The 25,933-nt window shown below is 60.3% G+C and carries 17 protein-coding genes; 9 read left to right on the top strand and 8 right to left on the bottom strand.

Translation table 11 applies throughout. From position 1 onward, the window contains the following. Positions 1 to 317: 317 nt before the first annotated feature. Positions 318 to 1,718, bottom strand: a complete 1,401-nt coding sequence (locus IG616_RS20915; protein ID WP_192150562.1) for a multicopper oxidase family protein — start codon at positions 1,716 to 1,718, stop codon at positions 318 to 320. Positions 1,719 to 1,903: 185 nt separating this feature from the next. Here IG616_RS20915 and IG616_RS20910 point away from each other — a divergent pair, with 185 nt between their 5' ends. Then, positions 1,904 to 2,521: a YitT family protein gene (locus IG616_RS20910; RefSeq protein WP_192150560.1), complete on the top strand. Its 618-nt coding sequence runs from the start codon at positions 1,904 to 1,906 to the stop codon at positions 2,519 to 2,521. Between the two features lie 11 nt (positions 2,522 to 2,532). Here IG616_RS20910 and IG616_RS20905 read toward each other — a convergent pair whose 3' ends face one another. Continuing rightward, a complete protein-coding gene (locus IG616_RS20905; protein ID WP_192150558.1) occupies positions 2,533 to 3,003 on the bottom strand; it encodes a YbaK/EbsC family protein in 471 nt (156 codons plus the stop codon). 117 nt (positions 3,004 to 3,120) lie between these two features. After that, on the bottom strand, positions 3,121 to 4,260 hold the full coding sequence (locus IG616_RS20900; protein ID WP_192150556.1) for an NAD(P)/FAD-dependent oxidoreductase: 1,140 nt from the start codon (positions 4,258 to 4,260) through the stop codon (positions 3,121 to 3,123). A 498-nt stretch (positions 4,261 to 4,758) separates the two neighbouring features. Here IG616_RS20900 and mnmC2 point away from each other — a divergent pair, with 498 nt between their 5' ends. Continuing rightward, a complete protein-coding gene (mnmC2, locus tag IG616_RS20895; RefSeq protein ID WP_192150554.1) occupies positions 4,759 to 5,493 on the top strand; it encodes a tRNA (5-methylaminomethyl-2-thiouridine)(34)-methyltransferase MnmC2 in 735 nt (244 codons plus the stop codon). Here mnmC2 and IG616_RS20890 read toward each other — a convergent pair. Then, positions 5,490 to 8,612, bottom strand: a complete 3,123-nt coding sequence (locus IG616_RS20890) for a KAP family P-loop NTPase fold protein (protein ID WP_192150552.1) — start codon at positions 8,610 to 8,612, stop codon at positions 5,490 to 5,492. The genes mnmC2 and IG616_RS20890 overlap by 4 nt on opposite strands. Positions 8,613 to 9,338: 726 nt before the next feature. Continuing rightward, the gene (locus IG616_RS20885) at positions 9,339 to 10,097 is read right to left on the bottom strand and encodes an SDR family oxidoreductase (RefSeq protein ID WP_192150549.1); all 759 of its coding nucleotides are present in this window, start codon (positions 10,095 to 10,097) and stop codon (positions 9,339 to 9,341) included. 215 nt (positions 10,098 to 10,312) lie between these two features. Here IG616_RS20885 and IG616_RS20880 point away from each other — a divergent pair, with 215 nt between their 5' ends. Continuing rightward, entirely contained in the window at positions 10,313 to 10,900 is a 588-nt protein-coding gene (locus IG616_RS20880) for an SRPBCC family protein (protein ID WP_192150540.1), read from the top strand. Between the two features lie 199 nt (positions 10,901 to 11,099). Here the strand turns inward: IG616_RS20880 and IG616_RS20875 are convergent, their stop codons facing one another. Together IG616_RS20875 and IG616_RS20870 are read right to left on the bottom strand one after the other, a co-directional pair. Further along, on the bottom strand, positions 11,100 to 14,072 hold the full coding sequence (locus IG616_RS20875; RefSeq protein WP_192150538.1) for a cation:proton antiporter domain-containing protein: 2,973 nt from the start codon (positions 14,070 to 14,072) through the stop codon (positions 11,100 to 11,102). Positions 14,073 to 14,166: 94 nt separating this feature from the next. Continuing rightward, positions 14,167 to 15,078: a DMT family transporter gene (locus tag IG616_RS20870; RefSeq protein ID WP_192150536.1), complete on the bottom strand. Its 912-nt coding sequence runs from the start codon at positions 15,076 to 15,078 to the stop codon at positions 14,167 to 14,169. A gap of 383 nt (positions 15,079 to 15,461) precedes the next feature. On the opposite strand from IG616_RS20870, the gene IG616_RS20865 reads away from it, so the two are divergent. The 5 genes from IG616_RS20865 to adh all read left to right on the top strand — a co-directional run bounded on the left by IG616_RS20865 (position 15,462) and on the right by adh (position 23,565). Beyond that, positions 15,462 to 17,624 carry a malate synthase G gene (locus IG616_RS20865; RefSeq protein ID WP_192150534.1) on the top strand — a complete coding sequence of 721 codons (2,163 nt, stop codon included), beginning with the start codon at positions 15,462 to 15,464 and terminating at the stop codon, positions 17,622 to 17,624. Between the two features lie 751 nt (positions 17,625 to 18,375). Then, positions 18,376 to 20,157, top strand: coding sequence for an SIR2 family protein (locus IG616_RS20860; RefSeq protein ID WP_192150532.1), 1,782 nt, complete (start codon positions 18,376 to 18,378; stop codon positions 20,155 to 20,157). 16 nt (positions 20,158 to 20,173) lie between these two features. Further along, positions 20,174 to 20,521: an antibiotic biosynthesis monooxygenase family protein gene (locus IG616_RS20855; RefSeq protein WP_192150530.1), complete on the top strand. Its 348-nt coding sequence runs from the start codon at positions 20,174 to 20,176 to the stop codon at positions 20,519 to 20,521. Between the two features lie 443 nt (positions 20,522 to 20,964). Then, on the top strand, positions 20,965 to 21,912 hold the full coding sequence (locus IG616_RS20850; RefSeq protein ID WP_192150568.1) for a GAF domain-containing protein: 948 nt from the start codon (positions 20,965 to 20,967) through the stop codon (positions 21,910 to 21,912). A gap of 141 nt (positions 21,913 to 22,053) precedes the next feature. Then, complete coding sequence (adh, locus tag IG616_RS20845) at positions 22,054 to 23,565, top strand: aldehyde dehydrogenase (protein WP_425504205.1); 1,512 nt, start codon at positions 22,054 to 22,056, stop codon at positions 23,563 to 23,565. A 527-nt stretch (positions 23,566 to 24,092) separates the two neighbouring features. On the opposite strand, the gene IG616_RS20840 is transcribed toward adh, so the two are convergent. Continuing rightward, complete coding sequence (locus tag IG616_RS20840) at positions 24,093 to 25,316, bottom strand: hypothetical protein (RefSeq protein ID WP_192150526.1); 1,224 nt, start codon at positions 25,314 to 25,316, stop codon at positions 24,093 to 24,095. Positions 25,317 to 25,520: 204 nt separating this feature from the next. Here IG616_RS20840 and IG616_RS20835 point away from each other — a divergent pair, with 204 nt between their 5' ends. Next, a complete protein-coding gene (locus IG616_RS20835; protein WP_192150524.1) occupies positions 25,521 to 25,928 on the top strand; it encodes a (R)-mandelonitrile lyase in 408 nt (135 codons plus the stop codon). The last annotated feature ends 5 nt before the right edge of the window (positions 25,929 to 25,933 follow it).

Here is a 25,933-nt window from a genome sequence, read left to right as displayed (position 1 = left end):
GAAACAAGCCCCAGCATGAGACGAAACGGGCTATCTCTCAAAGATCCCAAAACTTGGACACCTGAAAACCTGAACTGCAAAAAAACAAACCCGCCGAAAACGACGGGTTTGTCAGCAGTCTGAGGCGGCCTCATCGGGCCGCCTTCTTTTTTGGGAAGCGTGCCTGCTCGTTCCCCAGCCGCCCCGGCCTTGAGCCGGGGCCTGTCTTTTGAAGGTTCGAAAGAGTGAATCCTCCCGAAGGTCCCGGATCTTCGCTTCGCTCGTCCGGGACGGCGCGGGGGATGGGATCACTCCAGCTTCACCCAATCATTTTCACGTTAAGCCTCGACCCTCAAATACCCCGTGAGCCCTGTTTTCTGGTGCTCGATCACGTGGCAGTGGAAGGCCCAGTTGCCGGGGTTGTCCGCGACCAAGGCTACATCCATCGTTTCCTTGGACTGTAGCAGCGCCGTATCGGTGACCAGTTGCGGCAGCTCCCGCTTGTTTGAGCGCAAAAGGCGGAAGGAAAGGCCGTGCAGATGGATCGGATGGTCGTTCTGCGTCTCGTTGCGCAGGCGCAGGATATAGGACTTGCCCTGTTTCATCACTGCCAGCGGATCGACCGGATCGGGGCTGTCGCCCTCCCAGGCCACCCGGTTGATGGACCAGAACGTATAGCCAAGCGTGCCGCAGAAACTGGGCTTGGGCGCATCGCCGCCCGGTGACCAGCCGAAGACGAATTCGAGCACTTCCGCATTGGCAAGATCCGGCTCTGGAACGGGATTGGGCGTGAGCGGCCGCAGCTCTCTCAAGTCCCGGTTCAGGCTTGTCCCGGTGGCGCGGAACTTGGCAAGCACCCGTGGTCCCTTTGCGGTTCTGAGCGTCAGCAGAACCTCCTGGCCTTCGGTGTCCGGTACGCGCAGGGCGATGTCCGCGCGCTGGCCCGGCGCAAGCAAGATGGCTTCCGGCTTTATCGGAGAGGGCAGGGGATTGGAGTCGAGGGCAATGACCTGCGCTGCGCCATTGCCTGTGTCGTAGCTTGTCAGATCATAGGTGCCGACGCGGGTAACGTCGGTGACCGCGAGACGCAATCGGACCAAGCTGCCTGCGGGCAAATCGTGGCGCTCGTCCGTGTTCCAGTTGACCGTGGCAACCGTCCCCAGCGTGCCGCCACGGGCGGCAAGGCGCGGCTTGTAGAAATCGATGAACTGCCCGTCTCCGCCCAGGCGAAAGTCTCGTATGTTGAGCGGGATATCCTGATCAAAGCCGGGATCGTCCCGCTCCTCCACCACCAGCAGGCCGGTCATGCCACGGGCCATCTGTTCCAGCGTGTTGCAGTGGGGGTGATACCAGAAGGTGCCCGCGTCAGGAGCGGTCAGGGTGTAGCGGAAACTCTCCCCGGCTTCGACCGGCATCTGGGTCAGATAGGGCACACCGTCCATCGCATTGGCGATCCTGAGGCCATGCCAGTGCACGGTTGTCGGTTCCTTGAGCGTATTGACCACGTCGATGGTGAAAGGCTCTCCCTGCTTCAGCCGGAGCACCGGCGGCGGGCCGCCTGCGCCAAATCCCATCATGTTGCGGGTCACCGTTTCCGGCAACAGCGTATGGTCAAGGGAGGTAACGGGGAGTGTGAGGTTGGCGGCATTGGCTTGGCGGGCGATCAGTCCTCCGGCAACAAATGCGGCGCCCGCTCCGGCTGTGCCGAGCAGAAATTCCCGGCGCGACAAGCCCAACATCCCGAAACTCCTTCAAATGCGATGAAAACAAGGCTATCAGGCTCATGTTTTCCAGAACAGTCCAGCCCGGGTGGCTGATTGCCGCACCCGTTATAGTCCTGATTGTGGCACAGGGCTTGCTGTTGGATAGGAAATGTTCAAGGACCGGGACATCCCGGGGGTAATGACGATAACAGGATAGGCATATGCACAGCGACCAGACACTGCAGCTTCCAGCACATAGCCGGATCGACAATCTGCAAGGTCAGCTCTTCGGCATCGTCATGGCCGCATTCGGGGTGTCGATCCTGAAGGCTGCCGGATTGGTGACCGGTCAGACAGCAGGCCTCTCGATCCTCATCTCATATGCCAGCGGCTGGAGCTTCGGCACGGTGTTCTTCGTTCTGAACCTGCCATTCTACGCCTTCGCCCTGAAGCGTATGGGGGTGCCCTTCACCATCCGTTCGTTCATTTCGGCAACGGCCATTTCGCTTATGGCCGATGTGCTGCCGCATTATATCCAGTTCGGAGAGCTCAACATATTCGTTGCCGCAATCGTTGCCAGCTGCACGGCCAGCGTCGGACTGATCGCGCTGTTCCGCCACGGCGCCAGCGCGGGCGGGCTCGGCATGCTGGCGCTCTATATTCAGGACAAGAGCGGCTTCAAGGCGGGCTGGTTCCAGCTCCTGATTGATCTTTGCATCTTCGCTGTCAGCTTCCTGGTGATCGACAGCATGGCGGTGCTGGCCTCACTGTTCGGAGCCATCATCCTCAATACGCTGATCGCCCTGAACCACCGCAAGGACTGGTACGTGGCTCAATAGGCCATTGCGTCTCAGCCCTGCGGGTCCTGGCAGGCGTCCACCCAGGTGGCGGCGGTGATGTTGGCCATGCGCTCCGGGGTGATGCGCACGGCAGCATTGGTGGCACCAGCTGCGGGGATCACCTCGTCATAGGTTTTCAGAGACACATCGCAGAAAACGCGCAAGGGCTGGGCAAGGCCGAAAGGGCAGACGCCGCCCACCGGATGACCCGTCAGCTCTTCCACCTCTTCCAGCCCCAACATCTTGATCTTGGTGCCGAAGGCCGTCTTGGCCTTCTTGTTGTCCAGACGCGCATCGCCACGTGCAACCAGCAGGCAGACCTCATCCTTGATCCGGAAAGACAGCGTCTTGGCGATCTGGCCCGGCTCCACACCATGGGCAGCGGCCGCCAGATCCACAGTGGCGCTGCTGGCTTCCGTCACCATGACGGTCAGGTCAGGGGCCACGTCTGCCAGATGGTTGCGCACGCTCTCAAGGCTCATGAAAGTCTCCGGGAAAACGGGATGTGTTTGATTGCAGCAAGGGTAAGGATTGGCGCACAGCGGGCAAGGACGGTTTACGCCAAATCCGTCCAGTCCGCGACCATCCTCTTCAAGTACTCAGCCGAAATGTGCTGCGGGCCGGAAACTGCCGGGCAGGGGTGTGGCTGCCTCCCGCCCCGTGATCTCCGCCACCAGGCACTCCGCCACGAGATGGGCGATCCCAAAGGAGATCTTGAAGCCGCCGGTTGCCGCAAAGGTCTTCTTATAACCGGGCAGTAAGCCCACCAGCGGGTCGCGGCGGTTGCAGCGGGGGCGGATTCCGGCCCAGACACTGGTAACGTCCCGGCCTTTCAAGCTGGGGCAGAAGGCGGTGGCCCGTTCGACAAGCTCACGGGTGCGTTCGGGGTCGACGGAAGCGTCTGTAAACTCCCGGTCAGAGGTGGAGCCGATGGCGACTGTGCCGTTTTCGTGGGGCACCACATAGAGCCCGTCACAATAGATGGCGGGTCTGTCTTCCAGACCTTTGCCTTCCATCAGCAGCGCCTGGCCCTTTTCTCCCCGGCCAATCATCTGTCCGGTCAGTTCCGCGATCACTGGAAAGGCCTGATGGCCCGAGGCGGCGACCAGCCGCTCCGCCAGGATCTCTTCAGCGCCTGATTTTAGTGCGATGCGTCCCGTGGTCTCGTCAAAGCCGGTCACTTCCGCGCCCTCCAGAAGCTTGCCCTTGCCGGAGAGATCGATAAACCGGGCAAGAGCCTGAAGGCAGCCGCGCGGTGACATGCGGGCGGCAAGGGTCTCATGCACAAGACCAAAGGGCGCGGCCTCCGGCGACAGCCAACCGGACCGGCTGCCCGCAGGCTCGACCTGATAGCGGAAACCGGTCTCTTCCGGGCGCCAGCGCTCCAGCGCCTCTTCCGCCCGCTCCAGATGATGGTCCAGCTTGTCCTGTGTCGTCAGCGGCAGAATGCGCCCGCAGCGCGCATAACCTGTCGAAACGCCTGTCTCCTCTTCCAGCGCCAGAGCATGGGCCTCAAGGCTGGAAAGGGCGGCAAATTGAAAGGCTTTCTTCGGATTCCATCTGGCCGGCATATGCGGCATGAGGGCCCCGAGCAGCCCGCCGCTGGACCCCGCGCCCACCTTGTCCTTTTCCAGAACAATTACGCTCAAGCCCTGGCGCAAGGCCTCCCGCGCAATGGAAAGCCCGAAGACACCGGCACCAACAACGGCGAGATCATAGCGGGGGCGGGTGGAAGCCATGGAAGTCCTTTGATCGTCGGGCCGGGATGATTGCAGCAGCAAGAAGAGCGGCGTAGAAGAGCGCGAGACCCGGACATAGCGCCAAGGCCGCAGGACCGCAAAGGGAAATGGCAGATCCCATGGCAGACGAGACAAGACGCCCCACTCGGGAGAAGATCACTGCCGGGATGAGAAGCACAGGCGGAAACCCGCGCGGTTTTGCCCCTCACCCCAGCCCTCTCCCGGGGGAGAGAGTGAGCACTCCTGCAGCCAGAGGCGATTTTCTTTTCTTTTCAACGCGCCAGCCAGTTCTGTTCGGTAAGGAAACTGCTTTGAACGCTACCCTCTCTCCTGGCCGCAGCATAACTCCCTCTCCCCTTGGGGAGAGGGCTGGGGTGAGGGGGCTCCGGTCCTTCTGTCTGAGCCTCTCCTCACGGCTGTCTCCCCACTTGCGGGGGAGATGCCCCCTTATGGGGGCAGAGGGGGGTAAAGCCTCTCTGCGCTGGGAGCTTCGCGCCCATGTCTGAGCACCTGATCCCGAAAGCTCCCGACCTGGAGTGGCTGGACGATGGCGTGCCGCGTGCACCGGCGTTTGGCGATACCTATTTTTCCCGTGCGGGTGGCTTGGCCGAAACCCGGCATGTGTTTCTCGGTGGCAATGGCTTGCCGGAGCGCTGGGCGGGACGGGAGCACTTTACGATTGCCGAATTCGGCTTCGGAACGGGCCTCAATTTCCTGACGACCCTGGCTGCTCTGGAGAGTTTCGCCAAAACGCAGCCTGCGCCCAAGCTGACCTTCCTGACGTTCGAGCTTTACCCCATGACGGCAGACCAGCTGGAGCGGGCGCATGCGGCTTTTCCGGAACTCAGCGACCAATCCGCGCGCCTGCGCCAGCTCTGGCAGCCAGTGTCAGGCTGGACAAAACTCAGCTTCGGACAGGCCAACCTTGTCATCGGCATCGGCGATGCGCGGGAGCTGACCGGCGGGCTTGTCTATGGGGAGGGGGAAGACCTGCCGCAGACCGCCATCGACGCCTGGTTCCTCGACGGTTTCTCGCCGTCAAAGAACCCGGAGCTTTGGGAGGCTGATCTTCTCGCCCGCGCCTACGGCCTCACCCGCCCCGGCGGCACGCTTGCCACCTACACCAGCGCCGGCTGGGTCCGCCGCAATCTCCAGGCCGCCGGCTTTGAGATCGCCAAGCAAAAAGGCTTCGCCGGAAAGCGGGAGATGGTGGCAGGGTGGAAATCTGTTTAACCGACGGGTGTAAGTCTCCTTAGCGTGACGATTGCTTCCGCAGATAGGGCTGAGGGTGAAGGCTGTTCGGAGTTGCCAGAGAAAGGCATTCCTTTCAACAGCTGGACCAAGTCGCTGTTTTCTAAGATCTTGCCGATTTCCGAATTACCTTCATCTTCCGTTTGTCTGTCAGGAGACCAGAGCCGGTCGAACAAGGCTTTGGTGAAGTCCTCGCTTCGCACCATGGCCTCCCAAACATTCGGATATTCGCACATAATCAGAATCCAGAGGACCAGTTGCTGCCAGCGGTCCGTTCCAAGATCAATGCCTTCAGTTGCCTGTGCGCTGGCCTGATAGGCACTCACCATATTGATGATCCGTTTTATCCGGCGTGGATTTACGGGGAGAAACGCTTTCAATGGCCGCAGACCATGCAGCTTGATTTCCTCTTGTCCTCCACGGGCTGTCACTGCCCTTTGTGCCTTGATCTGCTTTATGCGGGTTTGCCCAACTTCAAGCAGGGCTCCTTGGTGCTCGACCGGTGCTTTTGCAACGCTTTCTCTAAGAATTTCTTCTCCTTTGCGCGCAGCTTCGTTCTGCTCCGCGAAGGTCTCAGATGCCGAAAACCGGTCATTGATCTGTTTGAAAGCGTCCTCCAGCTCCGGCGCCTCTGCCATATCTGTTAGACCGCCTTGACCGGCTATCTCCGCCCCCAAAAGTTCTTTCAAATAGAGTTCTCGGGCACCTGCGCTCGGTACGGGCAGCAGAAAGGAAAGCTGGATCGTCTTTTCGGCAAACCGTCCGCCGAAGGAAACTTGGGTGTCCTGATGCGCCTCGGCCATTTCCTTGTGAACTTTGGCAAAGGCGGTCTCGATCCAGTCCTTGTCGCCCAAAAGCACGAAGACGACACGGGGCGACTTAAAGATGGTCAGCAAACCGCGCACCAGTTCGACGACATATTTCGGCGAGCAGCGGTCCAGATCGTCGATTACGACAAGGACGGGATGTCGCAATTGGGTCATGTACCAGTTGAAATGGCTGCGGAATTTCTGGATCGGGTCGGCAACACCGAGAGAGGACGCATGGGTCGAAGCGCCTGCGCTGTTGATGATCGTCTGCAGTCCTGAGCGGAAGGCTTTCAGGATCGCGACGGCAGCGCCGCCAGTGGCGCTCACGCCAAGAATAGCTCTGAAAACGGTGCCGGTGGTATCGTCCTGACCGCCGATAGCGGCCATGAGGTCGCTGTAGAGCTTGGTCTGTGCGAAATAATAGAGGCCGGCGGCCGAGGCGGAGATGATCAGGACGGTCCAGACAAGCTGCCAGGTCACGATGCGCCAGGCCCATTCGAATGCGAGAAAACGAAACCAGACCAATAGACGCCAGAGGTTAGGCCCGCCTTCACAACGTCCCTTTTCGAACAGGATCGCCTGCATGGTCTGGCGGCGGATACTTTCATAAAAGTTCCACCAGGGCGGCGAGACATGCTCGTGCTGCCAGGCGTTGAACTCGACGGTGAACCAGCGCCGGTCTTGAAACTCCTTGTCCCAGTCGCCGAAACGCAGGTTTTTCACCAGGGGGTCGTCGTCCTTGATGCCGTGAGCCGTCCGGTTGAGGAACCGCGAGAGATAGTTGGCGAAGGTGGTTTTGCCTCCGCCCCAGGGGGAATCGATGTGCAGGATGAAGGCGGCTTCGTCCGGTTCCCTGGTTTTCCGGGTGACGCGCTCCATGTGCAGCCAGTCCAGGCAGGCGCGGCTGCCACGGCAGAGCCCGTGCCATGCCTTTTGCCACCATTTGGTGAGCAGCTCCTGTTTCTCGCTGGCGCTGGTCTGGGCGGTCCAGGTGTGGTTCACATGGGTAGCAAGCGCAAAGGCAAGCGGAGCCCGCTCCAGAAAGTCCCGGCTGGTTTCCGGCCTGTCTGAGCGGATCGGTGTTTCATGGGTTTCCCGCTCGACCAGCACAGGTTTCTGATCGGGCAGTAAACCGGGCCAGCCGCGGTCGCGGAGGAAGGTGTCGAGGCGTTTTGTCTGGTTCGGGAGCAAGCTCAGGACCGAGCCTGGCCTGTTTTTCCAGTTGATGTCCGGAATGGCGGTCACTTCGTCGCGGGGGATCGGACTGCTGTCGTCAAACCGGAGGACGCGGGTGGGGAAACGGTGGATGCCGCTTTCATCAACGGCTCCCGTGGAAATCACCGTGCCGATGCCCACAAGCCCGCCCCGGTCCTCCCGGTTCTCCGGATCGATGGCCCGCCAATAGACCACGGGATCGCCAGCCCTCAAGGCCTTGGGCAGGGCCTTGCCGGACTTCCACGGAAGCTCTCCTTCCGGCACGGCGTTCTTTGTCCAGCTGTCCGTCCAGTCGTTGGGTTTATATTGAAGGATCCATACGTTGGGTGGGGCGTTCTTGGTCTCTGGCCCGGAAGATCGCGTGTCGGGATCTGTTGCAACTTCGTCCTCTTCCTTTGCGGCTTCCGTTCCTTGGTTGACGTCGTCACCGTCTTCAGCCAGCGAAGGAGAATTTGTCTGAGCCTGGGATACGGAGGGCGAAGTCTTTGTGGGTGGACGCTCGGCCTCCTCCCCATACTCCGTCCGCAGCTCCGCCATCCGCGCCTCGACGGCCTCCGCGCCGCCGCGTGCATTCAGCGCGATCAAGTTCTTGATCTCCGCATTGACCAGCTTCGGTCCGGCTTTCCACATGGGCTCGGGCAGGGTGACACGGGCGACGGCGAGAGCTTCGTCTTCCGGTGGATTTCCTGCAAGCCTGTCTTCGTACCAATCGGTCCAGACGTCCCAGTCTTCGTTGCGGGAGAGGAGATTGGAAGCTGATGATTTCCAGAGTCTTGCGACCTCTGCGGATACATTATCAGCAGACCAAATCGGGGTTTTGACAAGCGCGTCTGCCGTGGCCCCGCTTTGGATAAAGCTCCTGTCATTTTGGAGAGAGGCGGCGTAGGTGGCAGAGTTGGCGGCGTAGGCGGCGGCGTAGGTGGCAGAGTTGGCGGCGTAGGCGGCGGCGTAAGTGGCGTTGGCGGCGGCGTAAGCGTAGCCGGCGGCGGCAGCGTAGGCGGAGGAGTTGACAGCTTTGGCGTTAGCGGCGGCGTAGGTGGCGGCGGCGGCTAGTTGCTCCTTCGTGTTTTCTGGCATCCCAATATAAGAAAACGCCAAAGAATTAGCACGAAAAGTCGGCAACATTACGGCATAGATCCGGCTTCGGGGATCAGAACCAATTTTGACAAACGTCAGAGCCCGCAGAGAACATCTCGCCGCGATTGCGACGGAAACTTCCTTTGGCTGCTCTCTCAGCCAGGTTACCAGCTCTTCCCGGTCAAATTTAACTTCAGCCTTGTCCACGTGCTGCCCTCTGTTTTCTGCAGCTTAGGCGCGAGCGGGGTTGGGCGGCAAGATGGGGGAGGGGGCGGGCTTGGAGAATTTGGTGAGCTGGTATTTCGAGACACTTGGCTTCCCTCATGCCAGGCCGCTGGCAAAGGCCTAAACCTCTCGATTTTGCTCTGGGGATGATCGTGTGGATGGGGAGGGGAAGGCCGCGAAGCTGTCGCTTGCGTCGGTTGCCATAAAGGCAAGCCTCTCCGTCTTCGTCCTGCCATGGCTTGACCATGGCATCCATGCCGTATCCTTTCGCCAAAGCACTGCCTCAGTTTGAGGAGACGAAACGGCCTGGATTGCAGCATCAAGTGCTGCAATGACGGAGAAGTGGGTGTTTGCAGGTGCTCGGGAACCCGTTTTTTGCTCTGGGCCGGGCCTTTTCCAGCCACTTAGCTCTTCCGGACGCCGTGGAGCGGAGATCCGAAAGGGCGAAGGACAGACAATTCTGCCTGAACCTACGCCCTGGGCCTTGATCCGCCGCCCCGCTTAGCCCCGCCCGATATAGGGCATGGAACTGGCCATGATGGTCATGAACTGGACGTTGGCGGAGAGCGGCAGGGAGGCCATGTTGAGGACGGCGTCGGCCACATGCTGAACGTCCATCACCGGTTCCGGCATCTTGGTGCCATTGGCCTGGGGCAGCCCTTGAGAGAAATTGGCGGTCATTTCCGAAGCCGCATTGCCGATGTCGATCTGGCCGCAGGCGATGTCGAACGCGCGGCCGTCCAGCGAGAGCGTGCGGGTGAGGCCGGTGATCGCGTGTTTCGTGGTGGTGTAGGGCACCGAGCCCGGACGGGGCACGTAAGCCGAGATGGAGCCGTTGTTGATGATCCGCCCGCCGCGCGGATCCTGATGACGCATCATGCCGAAGGCGCCGCGGGCAATCAGAAAGGCGCCGTGCAGGTTGACGTTCAGTACCTTCAGCCAGTCGTCGACGGAGATCTCGTCGATGGGGGCGGGCGGAACGTTGTTGCCGGCATTGTTGAAACAGACGTCCAGACGGCCGAAATGGTCCTTGATGGCCCCGAACAGGTCATCGACCTGGGCAGCATCCGACACGTCGCAGGGCACACACAGGGCCTCGCCGCCGGCGCTTGCCGCGACTTCTTTCAGCTTGTCTTCCCGCCGTCCGGTGAGCACGACCTTCGCGCCACCTTTCAGGAAGGTTGCTGCCGTTGCCTTGCCGATGCCGGAGCTTGCGCCCGTGACCAGAACCACCTTGTCCGAAATTGCCGCCAATGCCATGTCCATCCCATCCTTTGTTGCCGGAGCGGGATTGGCCCCGCCCTCCTTGATCAAAGCCTAGGGTTGAGCAAGAACGCACGCAAGCGTCTGAAGGGGCAAAGCGGTACGGCAGCGGGCTGTGGTCTGCGGTCTTCTCAGCCAAAGGCACCGGTTCCCTTGCGGGATCTGACGGGATATGGATCGGAGTAAAGAACGAAGGATGGGGGAGACCTGACATGAAGATGGCCGATAGCCAGCGTATTCAAGCGCCACGGGAGGTGGTCTGGGCCGCGCTTAACGATCCGGAGGTCCTCAGGCAGTCCATTCCCGGCTGCCAGGAACTGGTCAAGACCTCTGACACGGAGATGGAAGCCAAGGTTCAGCTCAAGATCGGCCCGGTGAAAGCGGCCTTCAATGGCAAGGTCCGGCTGGAGGATCTGAACCCGCCGGAAAGCTACAGGATCGCGGGTGAAGGCTCCGGCGGGGTCGCGGGCTTTGCCAAGGGCGGGGCTTCTGTCCGCCTGGAAGAAGACGGGCCGGACGCGACCATTCTGCACTATGAAGTGGATGCGCAGATTGGCGGCAAGATCGCCCAACTCGGCGCCCGCCTGATTGATTCCACCGCCAAGAGGCTCGCCGGTGAGTTCTTCACCACCTTCGGCAATGTGGTCGCGCCCCAGACGGAACAGGACGGCGGCGCGGCGGCTGGCGCTGAGCCGGAAGACGCCAAACCGGAAGAAGCCAAGCCGGATGAGACGAAAAAAGGCTGGTTCGGCGGTCTGCTCAAGGGCAAGAAGGACGATGCCCAAGAGGGGGAGGGCTGAAAAGTCTTCCGGGTTGATCCCTCTCCACCGCGCCTTCCCGGACGAAGCGGAGCGGAGATCCGGGATCTCTGATCTTGGCCTTATTTTTAAGAATTGCAGGTGCTAAATGCGGGTCCCGGCTCAAGGCCGGGACAGCACGGAGAAAACGCCTGCCGTCCGAGAGGGCTGACAGCCCTCCAGCCTGGCACGGCTGCAAACGTCAGTGCCTGCGGCCATTGTCATTGGCAACGCCAGCGGCGGGAAGCGCCTCTGCTTCGCTGTCCAAGTCTTCCTCGATCTCACTCTCTGGCTGTGCTGTCGTTTCTGCTGAACCATCCGGTGCCGCAGGCTGTTCTGGGCCCCCCTGAAGCGCTGCTGTTTCCTCCGCCTCTTCGGCTGGGGTGTCCGCCTGGGGGGCGAGCGTGAGGTTCTGTCCGGTCTCGGGCAAGGAACTGGCGTCTGCCTGTGTGTCCAGCGCCGCTTCCGTGATCACTTCGGGCTCAATCACGCTGCCATGGGCGATTGTTTCCGGACCGGCCTTAGGGGCGTCCAAAGGGATGGCCGCGCCCTCGGTATTCTCACCTGCCTCGAACAGATCCTCATCCAGCTCCGTTTCCGGATTCTCCGGTGCGGCAGCGGCCTCCGGCGCATGAGTTTCGTTGGACGGGGCCTCCTCTTGCTCCTGGTCGTTGCCGGGTTCTGGCTGAGGCCCTGCCGCATTCATCAGCTGGCGCTGCTCGGCCACTTCCATCATGGTTTCCCGGATGTCCGGAGCCTTGGTGACAAGCTGGTGGTAGTCGGCGAGCGAGAGGGTCAAGAGCTGGCAATAGCCGAGGGCAACCACATCCGCCGTGCGCGGTTTGCCGGTGATCAGGGCGATTTCGCCGAACATGTCACCGCTGCCGAGACGGAAAGTGCCCGAGGGGGAAGAAACCTCGACGGCCCCGGAGGAGATGAAGAAGGCGCTGTCGCCCTTCTCGCCACGCCGGATCAGCACCTCTCCGGGAACGGCAAAGCGCGAGCGCATCAGTTTGGCAATTGTCTTGCGCTGCTTTTCGTCCAGGCAGGCGAAAAGCGCGTGGCGGGTCAGAAGGTCCTTGGTGGCCATGCCAAGGTCCAGCTTCGGCCGCTTGCCGGCGGCAATCCGGCCTTTGACCAGCTCGCCTTGCAGATCGTTGTAAAGTTCCTGCCCGATCAAGGCGCTGGCGGCAGCCTCCGCATAGGCCGTTTCCTCCAGCCGCAGGGCGGTGCGGCGCAGGAACAGAAGCTCCAGCGCATCGGCATAGTCGGGATATTGCAGGCGCAGGGCTTCGATCGCGCGGCAGATCTCCTCGTGCCGGTTGGTCAGCGTATCGCCCAGAATGTCGCCCACCCGCTGTCCGACGAGAGGCGTAATCCGGCGGTGGTTGAAGCTGATCAGCTCGCCGGAAATGATACGGTCGACCAGCAGCAGTTCGAACCGGTCGGCAATCCGGCGCAGCAGGAAGCGCTCGATCTTCAGGTGCTTGTGCAGGCGCTGGGCGACGCGGAAACGCCAATCGAAGCGCAAAGGCTCGCGGATGGCCTTGTTATAGCCCGCACGGCCTTCGCTGCGCGTCAGGTCGCCGATCCGTCCGGCCAGCGCCAGATGACGGGAGGCGAAACGGGAGGAAATGGTCCGCTCATGGAAATGCTTGAGCACCAGCGAGCGCTCCTTGTCCGCAAGGGCGATCAGACCCAGGGTGACGCGCTCCCGGTCCTTCAGGTCTTCAAGAAGATTGGAGGCCTCTGCCGCGTCGCGGGCGCGGTGCTGGTAGGTCTCGCTGACGATCTCCACGAGCCGGGCATCGATACCATAGCCTTTCGCGGTTTCTGCCACGTCCTGCTGCACATCCGAGAGAACCAGCGCCTGGAACTGGTTGCGCATCGCCTTGTCACGCGCCGAGAGCTGATCCAGCTTCAGGAAGTGGATCAGCTGCTTCAGGCTGGTGCCATAGACCAGCAAGGTGAACAGCACGAAGGCCGTGGCCAGCTTGGTGACGAAGCTTGAGATTTCCGGTGTCAGGGCCGCGTGCTCGGAAACGCTGAGGGCCAGGGTCAAGGTCGCCGCGCCGCGCATGCCGCCCCATAGGATCACGGTCTTGAAGGGCGTGCTGACGGCTTCGCTGATCTTCAGGAAACTGAGCAAGGGCAGGAGACCGAAGATCACCACCGCGCGTGCCAAAAGGGCTGCGGCGACCAGGATCAGCAGCAACACGATGTCGATGGGCGTGAACCCGGCCACAAGGCGCGGGATCAGGATCGCGACCAGCAGGAAGATGAGGGAGGAGGCCCAGAAGGCGATCTGCTCCCACACGGATTGCAGAAAGTCCCAGCTTTCCGGTGCGATCTTCGCCGGGCCATTCAGGTTGAACACCAGCCCCGCCGACACCACCGCGACAACGGCGGAAACCGAGAAAGCCTGATCGGAAACGACATAGATGAGATAGGGCAGGGCGAGGCTGAAGGTTACCTGGGCCAGCGGCAGGTCGCGCATGGTCGGCAGGATGAAGACCGCGATCCGCCCTCCGATCATGCCCGCCAGCACGCCGCCGGCAAAGGCCCTGAGAAACGAGGAGGCGGCCTCGCCGAGGTCAGGCGACTGGGTGCCGGTCAAAATGCCAAGCAGCAGCACGAAAAGCACGATGGCGGCAGCGTCATTGAGAAGGCTCTCGCCCTCGACGATGCGGCCAAGGCGTGCGGGAGCGCCGATGTCGCGGAAGATGGCGACAACGGCAACAGGGTCGGTGGTCGCGACAATCGCGCCGAGCAGCAGGCAGGCGATCAGCGGCATGCCGGAGAAGGGGAACAAGGCGAAGCCGATGAAAAACGTTGCGAAAAACACCGCGACGACCGCCATCAGCAAAATGGGGCCGATATCCTCGAAGATCCGCCGGACGTCCATGGTCAAGGTGGTCTGGAACAGGAGGATGGGCAGGAAAATGTAGAGGATCTGCTCCGAATTGATCGGCAGATGCACGAAGACATTCGCCAGTTCGTTGAACACGTCCGTGTGGGGCGTGTAGAGCAGATAGGTGGCTCCGATCCCGATCAGGGTGCCAACCATGGCCACAACCACGCTCGGAGCCAGTCCGATGCGGCGGGCGAGGGGCTGGATCAGCGCGATTGTGACGAGCAGTCCGGCAAATGCGGCGACAATGATCGGTGTATGCATGATCTCGACACTGTGCCAAGCCCTTGTGGCAATTCCAAGCCTCTAACGTGATCATTTTTCAGATGTTTTGAGCCGGAATTGCTCAGGCTTGGGCTCAGGCCGTACCCTTGCCGCGCCGCTCTGAGAGCCATATGCCGCCGAGAACGAGCACCAAAGCCAGCGCATGGTGCAAACGGAAATCCTCTCCAAGGATGAGGATCGCCAGAATGGCTGCGAAAATGGGCACCAGATTGATGAAAACGCCAGCGCGCGCCGGACCGATCAGCTCAACGCCGCGCATGAAGAAGATCTGGGCCAGGCAGGACGGTCCCAGCGAGATGTAGAAAATGATCAGCCAGCCTTTCAGGGAAGGCACTTGCAGGGTTCCGGCCGCAGCCTCATAGGCAATGCCGGGCAGGGACGTGATGGCGGCGACAATTGAGAGAACCGTGAAGAAGACCAGCCCGGAGATCTGGGGCCGGTTGCGCAGGGCCAGCGTGTAGCCTGCATAGAAAATGCAGGCGATCAGCATCAGCCCGTCGCCGGGGTTGATCGACATTCTGAGCAGGGTTTCCAGATGGCCTTGCGCCGCGATCAGGGCGACACCGATCATGGTCGCGAGAATGCCCAGGATCTGGATGGGCCGTACAGGCACACGGTAGAACAGCAGGGCGCCCAGCAGCACCAGCATGGGCATGGAGCCTTGCAGAATGCCGAGGTTGACGGCGGTCGTGTAATGGGCGGCGGCATAGAACAGGGAATTGAAGCCCGTAAAGCCGAAGGCCGACATCAGTGCCATCTTGCCCATGGAACCCCGGACAAGCGGCCATTCCACGCGCAGCTTCGGCCACACCATGACCGTCATCACCGAGCTCACAATCACCCAGCGCAGCGCCACGACCATAAGCGGGGAAACTTCTCCGATGGCCAGCCGCCCGGCGATCGTGTTGCCGCCCCACAGGAGCGTCGTCAGCATCAGGAGCAGGATGGCATTGCCATAAACGAGATTGCGGAAGGCGGCGGACATGGGGGAACTCTTGAAAAGACGGCATGCCGCAAAAGGATAGGGGCTTTTGAGGGGGCCTGAAGAGAGAACGACGCTCCAGACCAGTGTCAGGTGCCGGATCGCGTCTGCCCCTTTGGTTGCAGATATTTCTGCTGTGTGCAAGGTCAGTTGCAGCACCGGAACTGGCTCTTGCCAGCCCTCGGTTAAATGTCAAAGGCGAAAATGCGGGCCATTTGTTCCGTGAGGGAAAAAGTCATTCAGGGCGGACACAGATTGACCTTGACCGGCTGCAGACCCAAAACAGGGGCAGATTGAGGAAGCTGGTCCGGCCGCTGCCGTGCCCGCTTTCCGCTGCTTGATTCCGGGCCGCTTGCTTTATGCGGCCGCCGCTACAGGAGATACTCATGACCAGCCGTATCGACGCCTTTGGCCTGAAGGTTGCCAGCAACCTCTATGACTTCGTCAATGATCAGGCCTTGCCGGGCACAGGCGTGGATAAGGATCGGTTCTGGCAAGAGCTGTCGAAGATCGTGCATGATCTGGCACCGAAGAACCGCGCCCTTCTGGCCAAGCGCGATGAGCTGCAATCCAAGATCGATGCCTGGCATCAGGCCCAGCCGGGGGCTCCGGACCTTGGTGCCTACAAGGCCTTTCTGACCGAGATCGGCTATCTGGTGCCGGAAGGCGAAGACTTCACGGTCGGGACTGAGAATGTCGATCCGGAAATCGGCCAGGTCGCCGGCGCCCAGCTGGTCGTGCCGGTCATGAACGCCCGTTACGCGCTGAATGCCGCCAATGCCCGCTGGGGTTCGCTTTACGATGCGCTCTATGGCACCGACGCCATGGGCACCAAGCCGGCTGGCGGCGGCTTTGACCCGGCCCGCGGCGCGGAGGTCATCGCCTATGCGCGCAAGGTTCTGGATGAGGCAGCCCCGCTCGCCAGCGGCTCCTGGTCGGATGTTACCGGCTTGAGCATTGAGGGCGGCGTTCTGACGCTCGCCACTGGTTCCGGCTCCACGGTTCTGGGGGAGGCTTCCCAGTTCGCGGGCTACACCGGCGACGCGGCAATTCCGGCCTCCGTTCTCCTGTCCAAGAACGGCCTGCACCTCGATATCCTGATCGACGCCAGCCACCCGATCGGCAAGACCGACAAGGCGCATATCGCCGACGTGGTTCTGGAATCGGCCATGTCCACCATCATGGACTGCGAGGACTCCGTTGCCGCCGTCGATGCGGATGACAAGGTGGTGGTCTATTCCAACTGGCTGGGTCTTTTGAAGGGCGATCTGGAAGAGACCTTCGAGAAGGGCGGCAAGACCATGACCCGCCGCATGAACGGCGACCGGGTCTACACCGCGCCGGACGGTTCTGCCCTGACGCTCCATGGCCGCTCGCTGCTGCTCGTGCGTAACGTCGGCCATCTGATGACCATCGACGCGGTGCTGGACCAGGACGGTAACGAAGTGCCCGAAGGCATTCTCGACGGCATGATCACCGCCCTGATCGGTCTGCATGACGTTGGCCCGAACGGCAGACATCTGAATTCCCGCGCCGGATCGGTCTATATCGTCAAGCCGAAGATGCACGGCCCGGAAGAAGTCGCCTTTGCCTCCGAGCTGTTCGACCGGATCGAGGATGCCCTTGGCATGGCCCGCAACACCCTCAAGATGGGCATCATGGATGAGGAACGCCGTACCACGGTGAACCTGAAGGAGTGCATCCGCGCTGCCAAGGACCGGGTGTTCTTCATCAACACCGGCTTCCTGGACCGCACCGGCGACGAGATGCACACCTCCATGGAAGCAGGCCCGATGATCCGCAAGGGCGACATGAAGGCCGCCAGCTGGATCGGCGCCTATGAGAACAACAACGTCGACGTGGGTCTCGCCTGCGGCCTGCCGGGCCACGCCCAGATCGGCAAGGGCATGTGGGCCATGCCCGACCTGATGCAGGCCATGCTGGAGCAGAAGATCGGCCACCCGCAGGCCGGTGCGAACACGGCCTGGGTTCCGTCCCCGACCGCAGCCACCCTTCATGCGCTGCACTACCACAAGGTCAATGTGGCCAAGCGCCAGGGCGAATTGAAGACCCGTACACCCGCGAAGCTGGACGATATCCTGTCCATTCCGGTCGCCACCCGGCCGAACTGGTCTGCGGAAGATATCCAGGCGGAGCTGGACAACAATGCGCAAGGCATCCTCGGCTATGTCGTCCGCTGGGTGGAGCAGGGCGTCGGATGCTCCAAGGTGCCGGACATCAACAATGTCGGCCTGATGGAAGACCGCGCCACCTTGCGCATTTCCTCCCAGCACATCGCCAACTGGCTGCGCCACGGGGTCTGCACGCAAGCGCAAGTGATGGAAACCATGAAGCGTATGGCCGCTCTGGTGGACAAGCAGAACGAAGGCGACCCGGCCTACCGCCCGATGGCGGCAGACTTCGACGCCTCCATCGGCTTCCAGGCCGCCTGCGACCTGGTCTTCAAAGGCACCGCGCAGCCCAACGGCTACACCGAACCGGTGCTGCACCGCCGCCGGATTGAATTCAAGGCGAAGACCGCAGGTTGAGATCTAGCCGCCGCAATACTGTCCCGGCCTTGTGCCGGGAGCAGAGATCTTGTTGGCACGACACCGGTTCGGCATACACCTGTCTCCCCCCTTGCGGGGGAGATGTCAGCTTTAGCTGACAGAGGGGGGTAATGCTTCGGCACACTCATCCAGCCTGCGGTGCTCCCGGAGGCCGCTACCCCCCCCCCCCCTCTGTCTCCTGACGGAGACATCTCCCCCGCAAGGGGGGAGATGGGAGCCAGCCGTCCTGCTCGGGATTGCGAGGAAAGCATCCCTGATCCCGTCGAGAGACCCACCAACCTCTCCCCACGCCGTCCTGCCATGTCTTGACCATGGCAGCCATGCCGTTCCCTCTCCTGAACCAGGGCTTCTCCGTTTGGAAAGGTCTCGGCAGGGATTGCAGCATCAAGTGCTGCAATGACGGAGGAGAGGGCTGCCGACCCTTTTGCGCAGGCGGGCCATCTGCATCGTCTTCCCGGACGAAGGCGTACGCCAGAGATCCGGGACCGGTGAGCCGTTAGGTTTTAATCTTCAGTTAAAAGAAAGCGAGTGCTTGCTGGGCAGCGGCTCCTGGTCGCCGCTATGCATGGTTTGAGTGACGATGTAGGATTGTTTTCTTGCGATGTGCATCAGAGTTTGCAAATTCTGTCTCGAATGCGCCAAATCGAGTACCAATAGTCAAACGATATTTATTTCTGGGTCAGCGACAAGGTTATGTTAAATTTAGCTTTTGAATTTTTGGAGATATTTCATGTCGTTGTTATTAGGAGATCATCTAACACAACTCGCCTTCTCTATGTACGAGAACAAGGGCGTATATGCGTTGCTTGTCGGTTCTGGACTCTCTCGCGCTGCCGACATCCCAACGGGTTGGGAAATTACGCTAGATCTAGTGAGGCGCGTGGCAATAGCGCAGGGTGTCGAGGAGCAGACCGACTGGGCTGCTTGGTTTAAAGGCAAGACGGGCGAGACGCCGAGTTACTCTAGCCTACTTGAGGAGCTGGCGACCTCGCCGGAAGAGCGCCGCTCGATCCTTCATAGTTATATCGAACCGACCGAGGAGGATCGGAAGGAAGGACGAAAAGTCCCAACGTTGGCTCACAACGCAATCGCGGATCTGGTGCGGGGGGGATACATTCGTGTGATCCTTACGACCAATTTTGACAGACTTATGGAAAACGCGCTGCGCGAACGTGGTGTAGAGCCCACTGTGGTTTCTTCTGTCGACGCGCTTGCTGGTGCAGAACCTATTACGCATAGCGCTTGTTATATTTTGAAGTTGCATGGGGACTATAAGGATGCACGTATTCTAAATACTGAGTCAGAGTTAAGTGGTTATCCAGAACTATATGATGCGCTCCTCGACCGCATTCTTGATGAACACGGGCTAATCCTATGTGGTTGGTCTGGTGAATGGGATCATGCGTTGCGCGCAGCGTTTCTGCGAGCGCCGAACCGTCGATATTCCATGTTTTGGGCGGCACGAGGCAATCTAGGCGATGGAGCAAAAGAGCTTGTCGACCATCGTCGGGCTCGAATCCTGCCTATTACCGACGCAGATAGCTTTTTTTCTTCGCTGAAGCAGCGCGTCGAGACTCTTGAGCAAAGCCAGAGGCAGAACCCGCTCAGCATTGAACTATTGGTCAACAGCGCCAAGCGTTTTCTAGCAAGGCAGGAGCATCGAATTCAGCTCGACGAGCTGTTCACTGAAGAAACTAACCGCCTGTTCGAAAAGCTCGATTCCTCGGAGTTTACGTTGCCGGATAAGTGGGATCCGTTGATATTCCGGGAACGAGTCAGCAAGTATGAATCGGTAACTGAAGGACTCGCGAGTATGGCAGGGGTGCTTGGCAGGTGGGGAAATGACGCTGAATTGTCGCTGGTTCAGGACGTTGTTTGTGGCCTCTATGCGCATGCGGAGAAGGTCGGTAGTGGTCTTACCACTTTTGTTAATCTGAGATCATATCCGGCGGTTCTTGTCTTTACTGGCTATGCTCTGGGACTATTGCGAGCTGGACGATGGAGTACGTTGCATCAGGTTTTTGATACAATTGTTCATCGTGAATACCGAGAGCCGGTACGGGCGGTCGAAGCTGTTTTCCTTTCTGCTTGGAAAGGCTCTGGGACGGACATATGGCGACACATTGAGGGACTTGATAGGCGCAAGACCCCGCTTAATGATCACCTACTGGCTATTTTCAGTGAATGGAGCCGAAACTTTATAGGGTTAGTTTCCGACTTTGAGTTGCTCTTTGGGCGTCTTGAGCTACTCGGTTCTCTGGCGCACGTTGAGCACGAGAGTAAAAACGAAATGCAAGAAGCGCTCAAAGGTCAACCTTACAATAGTTGGGTATGGATGCCGGTTGGGCGCATAGGATGGAATTCGTCGATTAAAGATCGACTTGTTAATGAGATTCAGGCTGAACCAATCAGGAACTCTATACTACAGTCAGGTTTTGCGAAATCAGATAGCGAATTCTTTGATCTGTCTATGCAGAACTTTCAACGCGTAGCGAGCCGCATGTCGTGGTAGAGAAAAAGGAAACCCCATGATTGCGGTGATCTTTGAAGTGATGCCCCATGCGGAGCACAAGGCGGCCTATCTGGAGATGGCAGCAAACCTGAAGCCGGTGCTGGAGGGGATCGACGGGTTCATCTCCGTCGAGCGCTTTCAGAGCCTGACCAATCCGGACAAGCTGCTCTCGCTCTCCGTGTTCCGGGACGAGGCGGCGCTGGCGGAGTGGCGGAAGGTGATGGCCCACCGCAAGGCGCAGACGGCGGGGCGCAACGTCTTCTTCAAGGACTACCGCCTGCGGGTCGCAGGCGTCATCCGCGACTATGGCATGACCGAGCGCGACGAGGCCCCCGAGGACAGCCGCAGCCTGCATGGCGGGTGAGAAAGCGGCAGTGCGGCGGCTTCTCTTTCGAGAGGGCTGTGTCCGGTTCAATGCCAGATCCCGATACACGGGCGGTTCGGCACGCTGCCGCCTGGCTCGCAAAGCAGTGCATCGCATATGAGCAACGGAACGTTGGACCTTCACCTCCCTGGATCAAACGGGGCTTCAGCAAGCGGCCCATCCTTCCCTTCGAGACGTCCGGCATTCGCCGGGCTCCTTAGCATGAGGGAGAGTGTTTGGTCCCATTTTCCTGCACGTTTTCAACATGATACCTCATCATGAGGAGCAGCGAAGCTGCGTCTCGAAAGATGGGCGGCAGGCTCTAAACGCTCTTGGAGGCCTACACCGCCATGTCCGGTTACCCCGGTCTTTCCGTAAGCCGGCAAGTCCGATAGCATGGCATTGGAGACTGGGAGGCTCTCCGGGAGGATATCGGTTTGGCTATGAAATCTCGTCATGTGGACCGGGTGGTGGAAGTCGCCAGCCACCCGAGTGCTGCCGCGCAATCGCGTCTTGCGGCATCCTGGCGCCGGTCGCTGGATCACCACGGCCTGGACCCTGCCCAGAGCCGCCGGCTGGAGCGGATCACGGATGCGGTTCTGGCGCAGCGCCGCGAGCGGATGGACGCCATGCTGCGCGTGGCAGCGCCGAAGCTGGATGCCCTGTTTCTGCTTGTCGGCAGCGCCGGCTGCGGCGTGCTTTTGAGCGATGCGGAAGGTGTGGTGCTGGATGCGCGCATGGCCGGCGGCGACGCGGCAGCGTTTGAAGCCTGGGGCCTTGCGCCCGGCGCCAATTGGTCCGAAGCCTCGGAAGGCACCAACGGCATCGGCACCTGCATTGCGGAAAGCCGCCGGGTCGTCATTCACCGCGACGAGCATTTCCACGCCCGCAACACTGGCATGAGCTGCATGGACGCGCCGATCTTCGGCGCGGAGGGCGAGCTGATCGGAGCATTGGATGTCTCTTCCGCACGCGCCGACCAGACTGTCGCCTTCAACCAGCTGATTGCCGCCATGGTGACGCAGACCGCCCGGCAGATCGAGGCGGACACGTTCCGGGCAGCGTTTCCCAGGGCCCGGATCATCGCCGCCAGCACCGACGACAGTGAAGCGGCCATGCTGCTGGCGGTCGATCAGGACGACATTCTGCTTGGGGCAACGCGTGGCGCACGCAAGACCTTCCGGCTGGCACCCTCCGGCCCGGTGACACCGGTGCCCGCCTCAGATCTCTTCGGGCGGGACGAGGCGGCTGGCGGCTTCGACAAGGCGGAGCGGGCGGCGGTCAACCGGGCGCTGGCGCGGGCAGGCGGCAATGTCTCCGAAGCAGCCCGCACCCTCGGCGTCGGGCGGGCAACCCTCTACCGGCGGATGAAACGGCTGGGCATGCACTGAAATCCGGTCGGACCTGTCTCGCTTCTGGGACAGGTGCCCCTGACGGATGCTTGAGGGCGGGATGACGCGGGCCGCCGTTTCAAGCAGCCTCTGAAGATCTGGTGGAGGCCGGAACTTCAGAGGAGGACTATCATGAACCAAATGACCCAGATTGCGCGCGAATACACGTCGCCGTTCAAGACCCGCTATGACAACTTCATCGGCGGCAAGTTCGTCGCGCCAGTCAATGGCGTCTATTTTGACAATATCACGCCGATCACCGGCGCAAAGATCTGCGAAGTGGCCCGGTCGGATGCAGCCGATGTTGAGCTGGCGCTGGATGCAGCCCATGCCGCAAAGGATGCCTGGGGCCGCACGTCCGCAGCCGAGCGCTCCAACATTCTCCTGAAGATCGCCGATGTGATCGACGCCAATCTCGATCTCCTGGCCCGTTGCGAGACCTGGGACAACGGCAAGCCGATCCGCGAAACCACTGCTGCCGACGTGCCGCTGTCGTCCGACCATTTCCGCTACTATGCGGGTGTGCTGCGGGCCCAGGAAGGCACGATGAGCGAGATTGATGGCGACACCATCGCCTATCACTTCCACGAGCCGCTGGGCGTTGTCGGCCAGATCATTCCCTGGAACTTCCCGCTGCTGATGGCTGCGTGGAAGCTGGCACCGGCCCTGGCTGCCGGTAACTGCGTTGTGCTGAAGCCTGCGGAACAGACCCCGGCTGCCATCATGGTTCTGGCCGAGCTGATCGGCGATCTGCTGCCGGCCGGTGTGCTGAACATCATCAATGGCTATGGCGCAGAAGTCGGCGCACCGCTGGCCAAGAGCCCGCGCATTGCCAAGATCGCCTTCACCGGCTCCACGGCCACCGGCCGCATGATCATGCAATATGCGACGGAAAACCTGATCCCGGTCACGCTGGAGCTGGGCGGCAAGAGCCCGAACATCTTCTTCAGCGACGTGATGGCCAAGGATGACGCTTTCCTCGACAAGGCCGTCGAAGGCTTCGTTCTCTTCGCCTTCAACCAGGGCGAAGTCTGCACCTGCCCGAGCCGCGCGCTGATCCAGGAAGACATCTACGATGCCTTCATCGAGCGGGCGATCGCCCGGGTCAAGGCGATCAAGCAGGGCGACCCGCGCGACATGGAAACCATGGTCGGCGCCCAGGCCTCCCGCCAGCAGCAGGACAAGATCCTGAGCTACCTGAACATCGGCCGCGAAGAAGGCGCGGAAGTTCTGGTTGGTGGGGATGCCGCCCTGTTCGACGGGGATCTGGCAAACGGGTTCTACGTCCAGCCGACCATCCTGAAGGGCCACAACAAGATGCGTGTCTTCCAGGAAGAGATCTTCGGCCCGGTCGTCTCCGTGACCACCTTCAAGGACGAGGCGGAAGCGCTGCAGATCGCCAATGACACTATGTACGGCCTTGGTGCCGGCGTGTGGTCGCGCGATGCCAACACCTGCTACCGTTTCGGCCGTGAAATCCAGGCGGGCCGCGTGTGGGTCAACAACTACCATGCCTATCCGGCCCATGCGGCCTTCGGCGGCTACAAGCAGTCCGGCATCGGCCGCGAGACTCACAAGATGATGCTGGACCACTACCAGCAGACCAAGAACATCCTGATGAGCTACAACCCGAACAAACTCGGCTTCTTCTGATCCTCCCAGACACGAAGAGTAAGACGCGAAGAGCAAGATGCAAAGAGCCTGGGGCCGGTGGAAACACTGGCCCCAGTCTGGTGATAAAGGTATGAAACCCTCCATCGTCTTCCCGGGCAAGCGCAGCGGAGATCCGGGACCGGAGAGCCCGAAAGTTATCGCTTCAGATGGGTATCGATCGAAGCACCTCGGCTAACCGGTCCCGGATCTCCGTCCCGCTGCGTCCGTGATAAGGAAAAACCGCTCCTTCTTCGTCCTGCCATGGCTTGACCATGGCAGCCATGCCGTAACCTTTCAGAGCAGAAAGGCCGTTCTTTGAGGAGGCGGAACGGCATGGGTCCTCCCGCCAAGCCAGGGGATGACAACCGGAAAAGAAGCCGGAACCCCGTTTCTCACGCTCCTGAGGACAGAGTTGATGACGAACTGACAGGCCTGTCATCAATCTAAAGGAGCGTGAAAATTGCTCCGCTCCTGACGGGCAAGTCTATTCCCCGCAAAGGTCAGCACCTGTATGCCGCATGTCCCCTTCATTGGAGATGCCCCGAATCCAATAGGGGCTGAACTTTCTTGAAAAGTGCAGGTTCTAGGATCTTTTCCTTGCGCAGGAATTGATTGATGGCTTCAACGTCACTGGAGGACGTATTCTGAGGCTGTGCCAGAATCCTATTCACGTGGTATTCGAGAAACGCCTCTTTGCCGCCCGGCTCTCCGGACCGAATGAGCGACTGTGCGTCATCAAAAACCTCGTTGCCTTTTGCCTCAAGACCCGCCCGGACAAGAAACCGAGCTGCGAGAGAGAGCCTCTGACTTCTATCGTTGTCTGAAACATGTTCAGCTCTAATCGTTGCGTTGCTCGCATTCAGGGCTAGTTCTCTTACGGTTCGTATCTCGCCGAGCGCGAGGAGCAAGCGTGCCGCAGCGGAGAATGTGTCAGGGGAAGAGACGGAAAGGCTCTCAAGGAAATGGCTATCCAGTAGGACGTTGCTGGCAGCCATGTGATCACCCTGCTCGAAATAACCCTGGGCGAGGGAGACGATTGAGCGATTTGCAAGAGAACTCAGATAGGGCGAGGTTTGGCTAAGGTTTCTTATCGAAGCGATCACTTCTTGCGCTGTTTCCAACTCTCCTTTGGCAACGAGGACTTCGACAATCCCGGTCAGCACCTCTGCTTTTTCGTCTGGTTTCTGAAGCATGTCAGGGATCGTGAGGAGCTCCGAGTAAGATTCGTTGGCACCGAGGTGCCTGACAATCATGAGGTAGGCTTGAGTACGTTCATTCCAGGAGGGACTTAGGCTGCCCGCCGCTTTGAGAGCCTGGTCAACCTCGCCGCGCTTCAACTGGGCAGCGATCATAAGTTTGATGAAGGAGCCTCGTGGAGTTCCAAATTCAACGATGACATTACCGTAGGACTCACTTGCGCGTTTTTCGGCGGCTTCCCAGTCTCCCATTGCGAGCAGCTGATCGACACTGAGGCCGCTGCTGTCTTTCCGCTCTGTCGATTGCCTTTTCTCATTCGCGGCGATCCGCATCGCTGCCTGCTTTAGACTTTGAGAAGAGCGTGTGCCTCGATCAACGAGTGCTGCTTTGTCCAAGACCGGCATTTTGAGGCACGTTTGCGAGAGTTGAGTTTCACATTCAGATCGGGCCTGCTGAATTTCTGAGGGCGACGTTCGCGTGATCTCTTGAGCACAAACTGCGTTGAAAAAGGGAAGCAGCAGAAAGGCTTTTGCTAGAAAAAATCCGGCTTTCATTGCTGCTATCCAAGGTCAGTTGTCTTCTGCTTTTGCACTTCCGAACATAGTCGTTTTGCAGCTCCGGTCTGCAACTTTTATTTGAACGATGGCATTCGTTCCCTCAAATTTTCTCCTGCGTTCAGACAGCCATCCTGCTGGTGATTATTGTCGAAAGGTGACAGTCTAACCGCCGTTTCCTTCTTCAACACCGGAGACTGTGCCATGAGCTATTTGACGATCTACAAGGCCGGGTCCCGGCCTGCGCAGCGGGCAAATCCGGACTATTTTACCGGGACGGTCTGGCTGGAGCCGGTCATTGATGCGCCGGGGCCTGCGCGGATCTCTGCAGCAAAAGTGATTTTTGAGCCGGGCGCGCGGACCAACTGGCACACGCATCCCTACGGCCAAACGCTGCAGGTGCTGACCGGTGCCGGTTATGTGCAGGTGGAGGGGCAGGAGCGGCTGGACATTCTGCCCGGTGACACGGTCTGGATCCCGCCCCACGTCAAGCACTGGCATGGGGCGCGGGCCGACAGCGTGATGATCCATCTGGCCCTGCAGGAAAAGGAAGGCGGATCTGCCGCCGAATGGCTGGAGCCGGTCAGCGATGCCCAGTATAAGGCAGGTTGAGACGG

The organism is Roseibium litorale (assembly GCF_014842915.1).
GTDB lineage: Bacteria > Pseudomonadota > Alphaproteobacteria > Rhizobiales > Stappiaceae > Roseibium > Roseibium litorale.
Note: the sequence above shows the minus strand (reverse complement) of the source record. Positions and strands in the feature narration are given on the sequence as shown.

Excerpts from the sequence above, each read along its gene's own strand:
- IG616_RS20835 (WP_192150524.1), top strand. The coding sequence starts at position 25,521 with ATGAGCTATTTGACGATCTACAAGGCCGGGTCCCGGCCTGCGCAGCGG.
- IG616_RS20840 (WP_192150526.1), bottom strand. The coding sequence starts at position 25,316 with ATGAAAGCCGGATTTTTTCTAGCAAAAGCCTTTCTGCTGCTTCCCTTT.
- IG616_RS20900 (WP_192150556.1), bottom strand. The coding sequence starts at position 4,260 with ATGGCTTCCACCCGCCCCCGCTATGATCTCGCCGTTGTTGGTGCCGGT.
- IG616_RS20910 (WP_192150560.1), top strand. The coding sequence starts at position 1,904 with ATGCACAGCGACCAGACACTGCAGCTTCCAGCACATAGCCGGATCGAC.
- adh (WP_425504205.1), top strand. The coding sequence starts at position 22,054 with ATGACCCAGATTGCGCGCGAATACACGTCGCCGTTCAAGACCCGCTAT.
- IG616_RS20880 (WP_192150540.1), top strand. The coding sequence starts at position 10,313 with ATGAAGATGGCCGATAGCCAGCGTATTCAAGCGCCACGGGAGGTGGTC.
- IG616_RS20865 (WP_192150534.1), top strand. The coding sequence starts at position 15,462 with ATGACCAGCCGTATCGACGCCTTTGGCCTGAAGGTTGCCAGCAACCTC.
- IG616_RS20890 (WP_192150552.1), bottom strand. The coding sequence starts at position 8,612 with ATGCCAGAAAACACGAAGGAGCAACTAGCCGCCGCCGCCACCTACGCC.
- IG616_RS20875 (WP_192150538.1), bottom strand. The coding sequence starts at position 14,072 with ATGCATACACCGATCATTGTCGCCGCATTTGCCGGACTGCTCGTCACA.
- mnmC2 (WP_192150554.1), top strand. The coding sequence starts at position 4,759 with ATGTCTGAGCACCTGATCCCGAAAGCTCCCGACCTGGAGTGGCTGGAC.
- IG616_RS20885 (WP_192150549.1), bottom strand. The coding sequence starts at position 10,097 with ATGGCATTGGCGGCAATTTCGGACAAGGTGGTTCTGGTCACGGGCGCA.
- IG616_RS20860 (WP_192150532.1), top strand. The coding sequence starts at position 18,376 with ATGTCGTTGTTATTAGGAGATCATCTAACACAACTCGCCTTCTCTATG.
- IG616_RS20905 (WP_192150558.1), bottom strand. The coding sequence starts at position 3,003 with ATGAGCCTTGAGAGCGTGCGCAACCATCTGGCAGACGTGGCCCCTGAC.
- IG616_RS20855 (WP_192150530.1), top strand. The coding sequence starts at position 20,174 with ATGATTGCGGTGATCTTTGAAGTGATGCCCCATGCGGAGCACAAGGCG.
- IG616_RS20915 (WP_192150562.1), bottom strand. The coding sequence starts at position 1,718 with ATGTTGGGCTTGTCGCGCCGGGAATTTCTGCTCGGCACAGCCGGAGCG.
- IG616_RS20870 (WP_192150536.1), bottom strand. The coding sequence starts at position 15,078 with ATGTCCGCCGCCTTCCGCAATCTCGTTTATGGCAATGCCATCCTGCTC.
- IG616_RS20850 (WP_192150568.1), top strand. The coding sequence starts at position 20,965 with ATGAAATCTCGTCATGTGGACCGGGTGGTGGAAGTCGCCAGCCACCCG.